This is a genomic window from Sphingopyxis sp. C-1, from assembly GCF_001047015.1.
Taxonomy (GTDB): domain Bacteria; phylum Pseudomonadota; class Alphaproteobacteria; order Sphingomonadales; family Sphingomonadaceae; genus Sphingopyxis.
Window position 1 is genome coordinate 128025 of record NZ_BBRO01000002.1, and the last position, 14203, is coordinate 142227.

The following is a 14203-nucleotide window of genomic DNA, read 5'->3' on the forward strand; positions in this document are numbered from 1 at the left end:
TTTCATAGTCCGGCTAGGTTCTGCAACTGGAGGATCGGCAGCAGAATGGCGAGGATGATAAGGGCCACGCACGACCCCATAACGACAATTATGACAGGTTCGAGAAGCGCCATCGACGCCGCCGTAAAGCGGTCGAATTCGCGTTCGAGATAATCGGCGGCACGTTCGAGCATCTGTTCGAGCCGGCCCGCGCTTTCGCCGCTTGCGGTCATATAGACGAGCAAGGGCGGAAAGACCCCGGCGTCGCGAAGCGCGGTGGAAAGGCCGCCGCCGGCGCGCACCTGATCGACGATATTGGCGGTCGCGCCGGCAAGCGCGGCGTTGCGGATCGTCGGCACCGTCAGCTTCAGCCCTTCGACGAGCGGCAGGCGGCTCGACACCATCGTCGAGAGCGTCCGGGCAAAGCGCGCGGCGTAAAGGTCGCGCAGCAGGCGGCCAAAGAGCGGCAGGCGGAGGAGGCGTGCGTCGACGCGCGCCTTGAACGCCGGGCGGCGCATCGCCGTCACCCACCCAAAGCTTGCAGCGGCAAGCAGCAGCGCGATCAGCCACCACCAGTTCGCCGCAAAGCCCGATATCGCGATCACCGCGCGGGTAAGGAACGGAAGTTGCTGCCCCGTATCCGTAAATTGTTCGACGACGCGCGGGACGACGAAGATCATCAGCGCCGCGACGACGCCGATCGCAACGATCGCGAGCACGATCGGATAAGCGAGCGCCGCGATCAGCTTGCCGCGCACCTCCGCTTGGCGTTCGAGCAGGTCGGCAAGGCGCGCGAGGATCGTCGTCAGGCTGCCCGTGGTCTCGCCCGCCGCGACCATCGCGCGATAGAGCGGCGGGAAGCTGCTCGGCTGACGGCCCATCGCATCGGCGAGGCGGCGGCCTTCGAGCAGCCCGGCATGGACATCGCCGATGACGGCGCGCGCGCTTTCGGCCTCACTCTGGCGCGTCAGTGTGCGCAGCGCCTCCTCAAGCGGCGCGACTTCGGCCAGCGTCGCGAGCTGACGCGTAAAGAGCGCGAGTTCCTTGGAGGACAGCTTGTTCTTGCGAAAGGCGAGCAGCGAACGGCCCGCGGGCTTCGCGCCCGCGGCCTCGACCGCAACGATATGGAATTTGCGGCGGATCAGGTCCGCGCGCGCCGCATCATCGTTGGCGGCGGTCAGCCGTCCCTTGCGTTCGCGGCCCTGCGGATCGATCGCCACATAGCGATAATCAGGCATCGACATCCTCGCGCCGCGCGATGCGGATCGCTTCTTCGGCCGTCGTCAGCCCCTTCGCCACCATCGCCCGCGCGGCCGAGGCCAGCGTCGGCGATTTCAGGAAGGCGTGCCGCGTGATCATCGCCTCATCGCCGCCGGCGTAGATATAACGGCGGACGGTCTCGTCGACCTTGATCGCTTCGAACACGCCGATGCGGCCCTTGAACCCGGTGCCTCCGCACTGGTCGCAGCCCTTCGGCCGCCAGATCACGGTGCCGATGTCGAGCCCGAGCATCGCGGCAATGCTGTTGTCGGCCTGCACCGGTTCGCGGCAATGATCGCAAAGCTTGCGAACAAGGCGCTGCGCAAGAACGGCGCGCAAGGTCGAGGCGAGCAGGAAAGGCTCGACTTTCAGATCCTTGAGGCGCGTGATCGCGCCGACGGCATCATTGGTATGGACGGTCGAGAGCACGAGATGCCCGGTCAGCGACGCCTGCACCGCGATGTCAGCGGTCTCGCGGTCACGGATTTCGCCGACCATCACGACGTCGGGATCCTGGCGCAGGATCGCACGGAGGCCCGCGGCGAAATCGAGCCCGACCTTGCTGTTCACCTGCGTCTGGCCGACACCGTCCACCGCATATTCGACCGGATCTTCGACGGTCAGGATATTGCGCTGGCCGTCGTTGAGCTGCTTCAACGCCGCATAGAGCGTCGTCGTCTTGCCCGAGCCCGTCGGTCCGGTAACAAGGATGATGCCATTGGGTTCGGCGAGCGCCTCGCGCAGGATCTGGTCGGCGGCGCCCGTCAGGCCAAGGACGTCGAAGTCGATCCCCGCCGCATCCTTGTCGAGGATACGCATCACGACACGCTCCCCCGCACGGCTCGGCAGCGTCGAGACGCGAACGTCGACGGCTTTGCCCGCCAGCGTCAGCCCGATGCGTCCGTCCTGCGGCACACGGCGTTCGGCAATGTCGAGGCGCGCCATCACCTTGATGCGGCTGACGACGACCGGCGCGACATGCGGCGGCATGCGAAGATGCTCGCGCAGCACGCCATCGGCGCGCATGCGAACGACGAGTCCGCTTTCATAGGGTTCGATATGGATGTCGCTGACGCCCTGCCGCACCGCTTCGGCGATAATCGCGTTGATCAGGCGGATCGCGGGGGCGTCGTCGGCGCTGTCGAGCAAATCCTCGGCGCTGGGAATGCCAAGGTCGAGGTCGCTGCCGTCGAGCGACCCGGCCATCGCAGCCGCCGAGCTGTCGACGGCATAATGGTCGGAAAGCAACCGGTCGAAATCGGCAATGTTCGCTGTCGCGACGCGCAGCGGCTGCGCGAGATGGCGTTTCACCTCGATCAATATCGCGGGGTCGGCGTCCTCGCGCAGCGTCGCCAGCCAGACGCCGTTTTCGCCGGGCGCGATCACGACGCCGTGGGTACGGGCAAAGCCGTATGGAATATCAACCGGCGCCGGGGGAGGCGCCGCCGGTTCGATGTCGGTCACGGATATTCTCCGGTAGGTGGCGCAGGCGCTTGCGAAATCGAGGGCGGGACGTCGGCCGGCTTGACGCTGCCGCCCTCGCCCCGCAGTTCGGGCAGATTGACCGGGCCGACGGTGATGTCGGCGGGGGTCGCCGCGCTCGGCACCGGCGGAACCGCGCCCAGATAGTCGCGGACCAGCGTGTCGATCGCGGGCTCCTGATCGGGGTTCCGCTGGAGCTGGAAGTCGCGGATATAGCCGTAGCGGCGCGCAGTGAGCGCAGCATTATCCTCACGATTGCGCAGGATCGTCGGGCGGATGAAGACCATCAGGTTGGTCTTCGAGCGCGTCCGGCTGCGCGATTTGAAAAGCTCGCCGATCAGCGGAATGTCGCTCAAAAGCGGGATGCGCTCGATCGTCTTGCGCTCGTCGTCATTGAGCAGGCCGCCGATCGCGAGGATTTCGCCGTCGTCGACGGTGAGCACGGTTTCGAACGAGCGCTTGTTGAGGATGAGGTCGCTGTTGCGCGACGAGACCGGGCCCGCGACGCTCGACACTTCCTGACGCAGGAACAGCTTCACTTCGCCCGCGCCATTGACCTGCGGCGTGACGTCGAGCTTGATGCCGACCTCTTCGCGCTGGACGGTGCGGAAAGCGTTGTCGAAATTGTCGCTGAGCGCCTCGCCCGTCGTGATCGGCACTTCCTGTCCGACGAGGAATTTCGCCGCCTGATTGTCGAGCGTGACGATGTGCGGGGTCGCAAGCAGGTTCGACGTGGTGTCCGATTTCACCGCGTTGATGATCGCGCCGAAGATCGTGTTCTTGCCGATGTCGCCCGCAAAACCTGCGAAGCCGCCGCTGGCGCCGAGCAGCGAAGCCGCTGCCGCTTCCTGCAGGCTGTTGCCGAGTGAACTGCTCGTCTGGGTAACGACGGTTTCACCGTCGACCGTGGTCTTGTCCTGCGTCAGCTTGGTCGCGGCATAGGCGCCGCCCAGCGTCAGGATATTGGGCTGCGCATTGCTGTAGCTGGTGGCGACAAAGGGGATATTCTTGCCGCCGAGCAGGAACTGGACGCCAAGGCGCTTCGCCGCATCGTCGCCGATCTCGACGACGATCGCCTCGACCAGCACCTGCTGCCGCCGGCTGTCGAGCTGGCGGATGAGTTCGCCGAGCATACGCTGCACTTCGCTGTTCGCGGCAACGATGATTGCGTTCGCGCCCTCATATCGCGTGATGATTGCGGGGCCGCGGGTCGAGATGCTGCCCGTGCCGCCGCCGCCGACCGAGGTCGGGGCCGATGCCGCCGCTGCCGGAGCGGGGGTCGCACCGCCGCCCGACGAAGACGTCGACGACGATGAGGATGCGGGCGGCAGGCCCGCCTTCTGTGCGGGGTCGCTGCCGCCGCCGATCAATTGCTGGAGCGTCGGGAGCAGGGTTTCGGCATTGGCATGTTCGAGCCAATAGACACGCAGTTCAGTGCCGCCCGCAGCCTTCGCATCAAGGTCGTTCGCCATCTGGACAAAGCGCGCGACCATCGCCTGGTCGCCCCTGAGGGCGATCGCGTTGCTGCTGTCGATCGGAACGATCGCGACGGGCTTTTGTGCCCCCTCGCCCGCCGCCGGGACGAGCGCCTGCAGCGCGGCGGCGATTTCCCGCGCACCGGCATTTTTGAGCGTGACGATCTGACTGGTCGAACTGTCGCGGTCGATGCTCGACGCAAGCGCGCGGATGCGGCGGATATTGTCGGCGAAGTCTGCGACCACCAGGCTGTTGGCGTTGCGGTTCGCTGTGAGCGAACCCTGCGCGCTGACGAGCGGGCGCAGCGTTTCGACCGCCGACACAGCGTCGATATAGCGCAGGCGGATGATTTCGGTGACGAACTGGTTCTGCGCCGCCCCGCCGCTGCCGATGCGGCCGGGCTGCGCCGCGGCGCCGTCGATCGGCTGGACGCGGTAGCTTCCGTTTGGCCCCGGCACGGCAACAAGGCCGTTCGAGCGCAGCGTCGCGAGGAATATCTCAAAATATTCGCTGCGCGACAGCGGCCGGTCGGTGACGACCGAAACCTTGCCGTTGACGCGCCCGTCAATGACGAAGGTGCGCCCGGTGATCCGTGCGGCATCCTGAATGAAGGCGCGGATATCGGCATCGCGCACATTGAGCGTGTATTGGGCAAACGCGGGTCCCGGCGTGGCGGAAACCAGCGCGGCGGCGAGCATCAGGGAAAGTTTGAGGCGCATGGGTCTCTATTGTTTCGAGAGGAAAATGGCGACGGGAACGACGCTGGCGCCGCGCTCGACCTCGAGCGCGATACGCGCGCCGGGCGTCAACTGGTTGGCGAGCGAGGCGGCATCGCTCGCCGATCCGATCTGGCGGCCGTTCACCGACCGGACGACATCGCCGGGGCGAAGACCCGCGGCGCGGAAGGCGGCGCCGTCGCCTTGCGGCTGGACGACGATGCCGGTGACGCGGCCATTTTCGGTACGGGGCGCAAAGCCGACCCCGGCCTTGATCGCCGCCGGGGTCATTTCGCCGCTGGCGCTCGCGCCCGCCGGAGCGGCGCCGATTTCGGGCGTCGGCGCCGGCAACGGCGTCGCGGCGTTGGCGACGGGAGCCTCGCCGCTCTGATCGAGGAACAGGCTTTCGCGCGCGCCGCCACGGTCGAGCAGCACATGATCGAAGGCAACGCCGACGAGCTTCAGCCCCGGCGCAATCTCGTCGCCGACGGCGTAACTCGTCTGTATCCCGTCTTCGCCCGCGATAATCGCCGAACCGCCGCCGGTCGCTTCATTGAGGTTGATGCCGAAAAGCGTGAGCCCCGCCGACGTGACGGTCGCCGATGCCGGCCCCTGCGCATTGCCGCGAAAAAAGGGATCGAGGCTGGTAAAGAGCGCGCGCCGTTCGGCGGGCGAGACGATGACCGCCGCCTGCGGCTGCCATGCGCCGAGCGGCGACAGCGGCGTAAGCAGCGTCCAGAGCAGCCGAACACATTGCCAGATCAGCAGCGCGCCGAGCAGACCGACCAGCAACGCCGGCCAGACCTCACGCGGCGAACGCTTTCCGGCGCGCAGCCAAGCAGGCAACGCACGCGGAAGACGAACGGCCGATCCGGACATCAACGTCGCCATGAAATGTATCTGTCCCCCAGACTGAAAAACCTGTCTCGCGAATCGCCTAGGGGCGAACGGTGACAATCAGTTGACCGGAAGATTACAGTTTTTTGACGGTCGAGCGAGTCCGCTGAGACGGCCCGAACCGCCTCTCCCTATCGCGCGGCGACGAAGAGGGAGAAAGCTTCAGCGCTCGAACCACGCGCTGAGCAATCAGGTTCGGTGGGCGCTGTAGCGGGTGAAATGGCTCTTGTCATCGTCCAACGTTGGGACTTCTTCATATTTGCGCACGGTCGGGTTGCGCGCCTCGAACCCCGGTTCGATTTCCTGTTGAAGAGCGTCTGCTCCGACAGCTTGACCCGATCCCTGAGGCCGAGCTGGAGGCGGGCCGGATAGTCGCCGGGCGTTCAACCCCGTTGACGATGGTGGTTGGATGACTCTTTTGAGTCGATTTGGCGGCGATGGGGGCGTTGTCCGAAGCCGATTGCTCGCAGCCGCAAAAATAAATCGAGGGCGCTCGCTTGCATCGCCTGAAAAGCTTTGCTAGGCGCCCGCTCCTACCTGGTGCCGGACCCGATCCGGACCATCATGATGTGCGGTCGTGGCGGAACTGGTAGACGCGCAACGTTGAGGTCGTTGTGGCCGAAAGGCCGTGGAAGTTCGAGTCTTCTCGACCGCACCATCATCGCCAGATTATGGCGTGATATCAATTTTTTTGTGACGAATGGTGAGCTTATAGCCCACCTGTCCGCACACCTTCACACGACACAGGCGAACTTAGCGATTTCGCTCGCGCACATCGCTCATTCAAATCCCAACACTTTTCGCTCCCGGAGTTCCGACCGCAACCACTGGTCGTTAGCCTTCGGGCAATTAAAGTCGCCCGAGGTGGATGACAGACACCCCAGCTCGAAGCGACGTGCGCAGAGCGCAGAGCCGCAATGGGCAGGATGCCGAAAAGACCTCTGATGACCCACGGTGGCAACTTAGCCGTCTGAGGCCATCGCAGACGGCTACCCAGCCTAGCGATCATTCTGAACGCTTCGGCTAGCTTGACGCTATGTGACGGAACAATCGTTGCGAACGGCCGTTGTCGAAATATCGAAACTAAAGTTGGGGGTATTTTGCCCTCGCCGTCGGAGAGAGAGAATGAAAAAGCTTCTGACAATTTTCGCGATTAGCAGCTCGATGCTTCTTCTGTCGGCCTGCAATACGGTTGAAGGTGCCGGAAAAGACGTTGAATCTGCTGCAGATTGTGCCGATGGAGTTAAAGGCAACTGCTGATCGGCGCGTATAAATTGACGTGAACAGGCAATAGCGGGGTACGTTATTGCCTGTTAGCTGTTGCGCAGCTTCGGTTTCGGAATTGACGAAAGCCCCGGTGACGGCCGTATTTGATCGGCAGCCTCTCCATCATTGCTGCGTTCGTCCGGTAAACTTTGCCCTATTGCCAAAGCTTCGTTCTGTTACAGCCTGCAAGCAGCCGTTGAAGCCGCCCTGACAGTCTGCCTCTGACGGCGAACTGAAGGCCAAGCTTGTCCCCCTGAACGGGCCTAAAAAGAACACAGCTCCACGCGAATGCGGCCAAGAGGTTAGTCCGGACCGCGCGCGAGCGCGGCCCGGTGGAAAGCGTTCAATCCTTTGTGTTTTGAAGCTCGGCGAAGATACGCCGGGACCATGATCACGGTTCCGGAGCCAGATGCTTTTCTTGGCGGGAAATTATTTCTCGACCATCGGCACGCGCATCTCAATCATCGCCCGGTTCTTGCGGCTGATGCCCCAGAGCATTCCCGGCTGGCTTTCGTCCCAGTCGATCGCCTGCCCCTCAGCCTCCATCGCCACGGTAGCTACATGGTCGAGCGTCGCACCCCCCTTCGGTAGCCGTGTGACGTAAAGTTCGGGCAGATCATGTCCCGATAGCCACAGATTGCCATCTGGGCCGAAGCCACCACCCGAAATGCTCATCGGCGAGATGCGGTCGAGGATCGTCGTGGGCAACGCCCAGCTTTCGGTGCGCCGCCATTCGGGATCGAACTTGACCAGCGTGGTATGTCGATGATCGCGCGGCGGTTCGCCACCCTTCGCGTCATAATTGGCGAACATCCCCCACCAGTGGTCGTCGTGCCAGTCGACCCAGGTCAGCGAGCCAGTCCCCTGCCCCAGCGACACCGTGCGCTTGTGCGCGAGCGTCAAGGGGTCGAAGATTTCGACCGAACTGGCGTGCGGCACCGCGGGGAAGTTCGACGCCGCGCATACCAGCTCGCCTTTGATAAGCGCGCAGCTGTTGATGTGTGGATAGCGGGCAGGATCGCCCTCCCACAATTTCAGGCGTTCGCCGGTCTTGCGGTCGTAGCGCGCGATCATCCAGTTCGCGACGGCGTAGATGCCGACAGGGCCGGCCGCCACACCCTGCCGCGCTTCGGCGGCGGGAATGCGGCGGACGGTCTCGGCAGCCTCGCCCTGCGGAATCGCAGCGACCGGGGTCGCAGCAGTCGAGGCGAGGAGGAGCAGCGCGCCGAGCATCAGAAGTTCGCCGCCACGCCGAACCAGAAGGTCCGGCCATACTCGGCCGATTCCTGGAGATATGCCTGCCCAGGACCGACGAGTTCGCGGCGTCCCTTGTTCGTGAGATTCTGACCCTCTGCATAAAGCGTGAAGTTCGGTGTCAGGCGGAAATTGATGTTGGCGTCGAGCGTGCCGCGATCTTTCCAATATTGGTCGGCGTTCGGGATCGTGTCGTTGATCGTTTCGAGGAAGCCGCCGATGTAATTATAGGACAGCCGCGCCTCGAACTTGTCCTTCTGATAATAGACGGACGCGTTCCAGACCGTATCGGGCTGAAGGAACAGACCGGTCACGCGCGGACCTACGCTGGTCAGGAAAGTGAATTTCGTGTCGAGGAAGGTCGCGTTCGCGCTGACGCCGAGGCCGTCGAACGGATCGGGCAGAAAGGTCAGCGCCTGCTGGAGATTGAGCTCCAGACCCTTGATCGTCGCGCTCTCGGCGTTACGCGGTTCGGACACGAGCACATCCTCGACCCCGCGACCGACGTCGATCCCCTCGACGCTGGACAGAGTGAAAATTTCGTTCCGGATCTTCTTGTGGAAGAGCGCTGCCGAGATGACGCCGTCCTTCGGATAGAATTCGAACGATAGGTCAAAGCCGCGGCTTTCGCGGGGCTTCAGTCCCGGATTGCCGCGGGACAGCGTCGGCTGGCTGCCATCAAAACTAAGCGTTTCGGTCGCGGCGATCGAGCCATAGTCGGGACGGCCGATCGTATTGGTGTACGCCCCGCGGATCACGAAACGGTCGGCGACGTCCCAGCGGATGTGGAAGCTGGGCAGCCAGTTATCATAGCTGCCCTCCGTCGTGATCTCAGTCAGCGTCGAGCCAACCGCACGGAAGGCGTTCGACGAAACCTCGGTGCGCTCATAGCGCAGTCCGCCGAGCAGCGTGACATTGCCGATGCGCGTGCTGCCCTGAAGATAGGCGGCATAGACATCTTCGCTGACGTCGTAATTGCCCGCGACCGAGGCAACCGTGGTCGTGAAGCCGCCCTTGTTCGCTTCATAGAAGGCCGGGAAAGCATTGGCGTCGATCCGGATCGGGATGGTAAATTGTCCGCGGATCGGTTTGGTCGGACCGCTGGCGACCACCTCGTCCAGCGTATAGGTAAACCCGCTGGCGGCGCGATAGTCGGTGCGCGGGTTGCTGTTTTCGCGGTCGGTCAGGCGGATGACGCCGCCCGTCTTGAGCTTAACCCCACCGTCGTCGCGGTCGTCGCCCCAGGTCAGGTTGAGGCGGAACTGGCCGCTCTTCTCGAGCGACTTCTGAAGGTCGCTGCGCTGCTGCTGGAGATAGAAGTTGGTTGGATCGACCGCCGCAGCGGCATTGGTCGGAGTGAACACCGGATAAAAGTCCGACGTATCGTAATGGAAGGCGTAGCGTGCGCCATCCGCGTCACGGGTGCGGAATTCGATGCTTTCGTTGGGGACGCGGAGGCGCCCAAGCGAGAAGACGGCGTCGCCGTCGACCTTCAGCTTCTCGCCGGCATCCCAGTCGAATGCGGTGCGGCCGAGCGCGACGAGACGCTTGGTGATCGGCTGGTTGAGCTGGACGATGATACGTCCGCGCGCGAAATCGCCACTGGTCGGCGTCTGGTTCGCGACGTTGCCGATCTGCTCAATGCGATATTCGATGCGCTCCTCGTCATCCTCGGTGCGCGCGACGACGCCCGACAGCTCCCAGCGGAAGCGGTCCGAGGGACGCCATTCGAGCTTCACATTGCCGCCGGTGCGCTGTTTCGTGTTATTGTACCAGAAGAGGCGATGCTGGGTGGGGACCTGGATACCATTACCGTTCGCCGCGCCTGAATTCACGGGCGCGCCGGCCGCCGTATATTCACGTACCGACGGGCTCGCGACTTCGATCTGCGGAATGTCATAATCGAGCTGTTCCTGGCTCGCGCCGATCACCACGCCCCATTCGTCGTTCGCGCCAAAGGTCGTGCCGGCAGCGAAGGCGACGCGGTAGGACGGCTTGCTGTTTCGAACGTCGCCATTCTGTTCGTACACGCCATAGGACGCGACGCCGTTGAAGAAGGCGCGCTTCGCGTCGAAGGCGCTGCGCGTCGCGATGTTAATGATGCCGCCAATGGCATTGGCGTCATTCTCCGGCGTCACCGTCTTGATCACCTCGATGCGCGCCGCCATCACCGAGGGAATTATGTCGAGTGGCACGGTGCGCCCCGTCGAGTCGACGCCCGATACCAACGCGCCGTCGACGGTCGTGCGGTTGTAGGTCGACTGCAGCCCGCGAAGCACCGGAAAGCGCGGCTCACCCTGATCTTCCTGCACCGACAGACCCGGGATGCGGCGCAGCGCGGCGGCGGTATTATGGTCCGGAAGCTTGCCGATATCGTCGGACGAAATCGCGTCCATCACGATGAAGGCATCCCGCTTTTCGGCAGTCGCCTCATATTGCGCGCGGCGCTGGCCGGTGACGACGATCGCGTCGCCATCGGCGCCCGCTTCGGCCTCGGGCAGCGGAGCCGGCGACGGCTCCGACTGCGCCAGCGACGGCGTAGCGAAGAGGACGGCCGAGCACAGCAAAGCGACCCGGAAATTCGGGAGAGACGTTTTCATTTTTGTGATTCCCCAGACGGTGTTGTTGTCGGGGCGGCAGATAAGAACGAGCGGGGTCAGCGAGGTGACGGAACCGTTGCAGCATGATGAAGGCAAGATATCATTTCAGTGACATCGCAAGCTGGCAGCGATACGTTCGACACGATCAACGCAACTGCAAGATCGACATTTATTTTGCCGGAAGCGGGATCGCGGTCTGATATTTCACGACCCGCAGTGCAAAGTGCGACGCGGCACCGGCTACGGCCTCGTTACGGAGCAGCGTCTGCATCAGGAACATCTCGTAGTCGGAGACGTCAGCCGCGACGACGCGGATCTGATAATCCCATTCGCCCGACATCGACAAACACTCCATGACGCGATCCTGATCGCGAATAAAATTCTCGAACAGCGCAGTGTGTTCGGCCGAATGGCTCTTGAGCCGAATGTTACAGAGAACGTTGACCCCTTGCCCAATCCGCGCGGCATCGACGAGCCAGACATTTTTCGCGAGTACGCCCGCCTCTTCGAGCAGTCGGATCCGCCGCCAGCAGGATGGCCCGGTGCTCCCAACTCGCTCTGCCAGTTCGGCGTTGCTGAGGCTGCCGTCGCGCTGCAGCGCTTCGATGATCTTGCGATCGAGGGCGTCAAGGTTGAACAATTTCTCTCCACATCGCCACAGTATGATAATATTTGTCGCACATTGCATGAAATGGCGAAAGTTTGAAAAGATTTATCGCATGCTTGCTGCGATATTTCGCGCATGACGACCGACCTTTCATCGCCGCCGTCCACGACCGCGTTCGATCCCTTCGCTCCACTGATCGAGCAGCCTGCCGACGCGCTGCTCGGACTGATCGCACTCCACCGCGCCGACCCTAGGCGCGGCAAGATCGATCTGGGAGTCGGGGTATTTCGCGACGATTTCGGACGGACCCCGGTGATGCGCGCGGTGAAGATGGCCGAGATGTTGCTGGCCGAAACGCAGGACAGCAAATCCTATCTCGGAGCCGAGGGCGACGCCGCCTATACCGAAGCGCTCGCCGCTATCGTGTTTGGCGCCCATCACGCGTCCAACCGACTGACGGGTGTTCAAACCCCCGGCGGCACAGGCGCACTCCGCCTTGGCGCCGAACTGCTTGCACGCGCCAATCGCGTCGCGCGCGTCTGGATCGGCGCGCCGACCTGGCCGAACCACGGCCCGATCTTTGCCGAAGCGGGGCTGGAAGTGCGCAGCCACCGTTTCTTCGATCCGATGGACGCCATGATCGACTTTGCCGCGATGATCGACGACCTCGCCGGGGCCCGTGCAGGCGACGTGTTGTTGCTCCATGGCTGCTGCCACAATCCTACCGGCGCATCCTTCTCGCCCGGCCAGTGGCGCATTCTTGCCGATCTGTGCGCAGCCCGCGGCCTGATCCCTTTCATCGACCTTGCCTATCAGGGACTAGGCAGCGGCCTGACGGACGACGCCGCCGCGACCCGCATGATCTTCGAAGCGCTTCCGACTGCCCTCCTCGCCTATAGCTGCGACAAGAATTTCGGCCTCTATCGCGACCGCGTCGGGGCGCTGTGGGTGCAATCGGCTGGGCAAGCCACCGCCGGACTCGTCCGTTCCAACATGCTGACCCTCGCGCGCAGCCTCTGGTCGATGCCGCCCGATCATGGCGCCGCACTCGTGCGCATCATCCTCGAAAGCGACGCGCTCCGCACCGAATGGGAAGCCGAACTCGACACAATGCGCGCGCGGATCAACGGCCTCCGTCAGGCGCTCGCAGCCGCGGATTCGCGCCTATCGCCCATCGCGGCGCAGCACGGCATGTTCGCGACGCTGCCTCTTTCCCCCACCGCGATCGCGGCGCTGCGCGAAGATCACGGCATCTATATGGCGCCGAACGGCCGTATCAACATTGCCGGACTACGGACCGATAACATCGCAGCCTTCGCGCACGCGCTTCTTCCTTATCTCGATGCGGCCAAGGATTTTCGATAATGCGCTGGCAGATCGACGAGACCCACGATCCCGACCGCACCAGTTGGGTCGCTTCCGCGAAAGGGCATCGCGACTTTCCGGTCCAGAACCTGCCATACGGCATTTTCGCGCCGGCCGGCGAAGACCCGCGCGCCGGCGTCGCGATCGGCGATGCCATATTGGACCTTCGTGCCTGCGCGGTCGCCGGCCTGCTCCCCGCGCCCGCAAGCGCTACATGCAGGGACGACACGCTCAACTCGCTGATGGCAATTGCCCCCGCAGACCGCGTCGCGCTGCGCCGGCGACTAACCGCGGTGCTCACCGATCCCGCCATGGAGAGTATAATCGCGCCGCTGCTTTACGACAGCGCGGTGTGCACCATGCACCTTCCCGCACGGATAGGCGACTACACTGACTTCTATGTCGGCATTCATCACGCGAACAACGTCGGGCGCCAGTTTCGCCCCGACAATCCGCTGCTCCCCAACTATAAATATGTGCCTATCGGTTATCATGGCCGTGCCTCGTCGGTGCGCGTGTCGGGCGAACCTGTCATCCGACCGCACGGTCAGCGCAAGCCGCCCGAAGACGATGCGCCGCTCTTCGAACCGACGCAGCGGCTCGACTACGAGCTCGAACTTGGCGTGTGGGTCGGCGAAGGCAACGCGCTGGGCGACCCGATAGCGATCGGCGATGCCGGGCACCATATCGCCGGGTTGTCGCTGCTCAACGACTGGTCGGCGCGCGATCTTCAGGCGTGGGAATATCGGCCGCTCGGCCCCTTCCTATCCAAGAATTTCCACTCAACCGTTTCGCCCTGGGTCGTGACAGCCGAGGCGCTCGCGCCGTTCCGTGTCGCCCAGCCGCCACGCTCCGAAGGCGATCCGCCGCCGCTGCCTTATCTGTGGGACGCGGCCGATCAGGCGCATGGCGCACTCGGTCTGACGCTCGAAGTTTTTATGCTCACCGCAGCCATGCGCGCGGCGGACGCGACACCCGTTCGCCTGAGCTGTGGCCCGGCGACTAACATGTACTGGACTCTCGCGCAGATCGTCGCGCATCACGCTTCGAACGGCTGCAACCTGAACCCCGGCGACCTGCTCGGCACCGGGACGATATCGGCACCCGACCGCGAGGGGTTCGGCAGCCTGCTCGAACTGACGACAGGCGGGTCAGAGCCCATACTGCTGGCGAGCGGCGAGCGACGCGGTTTCTTGGAAGATGGCGACGAGATCATCATGCGGGCCACCGCCGAAGCGGACGGCTTCGTGCCCATCGGCTTTGGCGAATGCCGCGCTGTCATTCTTCCCGCGCGCTAAGCG

General features: G+C 63.8%; 10 protein-coding genes and 1 tRNA gene. 4 read left to right on the forward strand and 7 right to left on the reverse strand.

The window, feature by feature from the left end; all coding sequences use genetic code 11:
* Nucleotides 1-2 precede the first annotated feature (2 nt).
* The 4 genes from gspF to SC1_RS15355 are packed head-to-tail and all read right to left on the reverse strand — an operon-like array spanning nt 3 to nt 5792.
* Nucleotides 3-1217, reverse strand: a complete 1215-nt coding sequence (gene gspF, locus SC1_RS15340; RefSeq protein ID WP_062186793.1) for a type II secretion system inner membrane protein GspF — start codon at nt 1215-1217, stop codon at nt 3-5.
* Nucleotides 1210-2703 carry a GspE/PulE family protein gene (locus tag SC1_RS15345; protein WP_062184578.1) on the reverse strand — a complete coding sequence of 498 codons (1494 nt, stop codon included), beginning with the start codon at nt 2701-2703 and terminating at the stop codon, nt 1210-1212. Before SC1_RS15345 ends, gspF begins: the two co-directional genes overlap by 8 nt.
* Nucleotides 2700-4916 (reverse strand): type II secretion system secretin GspD, encoded by a 2217-nt coding sequence (gspD, locus tag SC1_RS15350; RefSeq protein ID WP_062184581.1) that lies wholly within the window; start codon nt 4914-4916, stop codon nt 2700-2702. The genes SC1_RS15345 and gspD overlap by 4 nt, the downstream gene beginning before the upstream one ends.
* A gap of 6 nt (nt 4917-4922) precedes the next feature.
* Nucleotides 4923-5792, reverse strand: coding sequence for a type II secretion system protein N (locus tag SC1_RS15355; RefSeq protein ID WP_062186795.1), 870 nt, complete (start codon nt 5790-5792; stop codon nt 4923-4925).
* A gap of 589 nt (nt 5793-6381) precedes the next feature.
* Between SC1_RS15355 and SC1_RS15360 the strand changes: the two genes are divergently transcribed.
* Nucleotides 6382-6468 (forward strand) — tRNA-Leu (locus SC1_RS15360).
* Between the two features lie 467 nt (nt 6469-6935).
* Nucleotides 6936-7070, forward strand: coding sequence for an entericidin A/B family lipoprotein (locus SC1_RS21950; RefSeq protein ID WP_152682462.1), 135 nt, complete (start codon nt 6936-6938; stop codon nt 7068-7070).
* Nucleotides 7071-7505: 435 nt separating this feature from the next.
* Here the strand turns inward: SC1_RS21950 and SC1_RS15365 are convergent, their stop codons facing one another.
* The 3 genes from SC1_RS15365 to SC1_RS15375 form a co-directional block, all read right to left on the reverse strand.
* Nucleotides 7506-8309, reverse strand: coding sequence for a hypothetical protein (locus SC1_RS15365; protein WP_062184584.1), 804 nt, complete (start codon nt 8307-8309; stop codon nt 7506-7508).
* Nucleotides 8309-10930, reverse strand: a complete 2622-nt coding sequence (locus SC1_RS15370; RefSeq protein ID WP_062184587.1) for a TonB-dependent receptor — start codon at nt 10928-10930, stop codon at nt 8309-8311. Before SC1_RS15370 ends, SC1_RS15365 begins: the two co-directional genes overlap by 1 nt.
* Before the next feature lie 169 nt (nt 10931-11099).
* Nucleotides 11100-11618, reverse strand: a complete 519-nt coding sequence (locus SC1_RS15375) for an Lrp/AsnC family transcriptional regulator (protein WP_062184590.1) — start codon at nt 11616-11618, stop codon at nt 11100-11102.
* 54 nt (nt 11619-11672) lie between these two features.
* Here SC1_RS15375 and SC1_RS15380 point away from each other — a divergent pair, with 54 nt between their 5' ends.
* Nucleotides 11673-12902 (forward strand): amino acid aminotransferase, encoded by a 1230-nt coding sequence (locus SC1_RS15380; protein ID WP_062184594.1) that lies wholly within the window; start codon nt 11673-11675, stop codon nt 12900-12902.
* Nucleotides 12899-14200 (forward strand): fumarylacetoacetase, encoded by a 1302-nt coding sequence (fahA, locus tag SC1_RS15385; protein WP_152682463.1) that lies wholly within the window; start codon nt 12899-12901, stop codon nt 14198-14200. Before SC1_RS15380 ends, fahA begins: the two co-directional genes overlap by 4 nt.
* The last annotated feature ends 3 nt before the right edge of the window (nt 14201-14203 follow it).

Bases quoted from the DNA above. Each gene is read 5' to 3' on its own strand.
- gspF (WP_062186793.1), bottom strand. From the start codon at position 1,217: ATGCCTGATTATCGCTATGTGGCGATCGATCCGCAGGGCCGCGAACGC.
- gspD (WP_062184581.1), bottom strand. From the start codon at position 4,916: ATGCGCCTCAAACTTTCCCTGATGCTCGCCGCCGCGCTGGTTTCCGCC.
- SC1_RS15355 (WP_062186795.1), bottom strand. From the start codon at position 5,792: ATGTCCGGATCGGCCGTTCGTCTTCCGCGTGCGTTGCCTGCTTGGCTG.
- SC1_RS21950 (WP_152682462.1), top strand. From the start codon at position 6,936: ATGAAAAAGCTTCTGACAATTTTCGCGATTAGCAGCTCGATGCTTCTT.
- SC1_RS15365 (WP_062184584.1), bottom strand. From the start codon at position 8,309: ATGCTCGGCGCGCTGCTCCTCCTCGCCTCGACTGCTGCGACCCCGGTC.
- SC1_RS15370 (WP_062184587.1), bottom strand. From the start codon at position 10,930: ATGAAAACGTCTCTCCCGAATTTCCGGGTCGCTTTGCTGTGCTCGGCC.
- SC1_RS15375 (WP_062184590.1), bottom strand. From the start codon at position 11,618: ATGCAATGTGCGACAAATATTATCATACTGTGGCGATGTGGAGAGAAA.
- SC1_RS15380 (WP_062184594.1), top strand. From the start codon at position 11,673: ATGACGACCGACCTTTCATCGCCGCCGTCCACGACCGCGTTCGATCCC.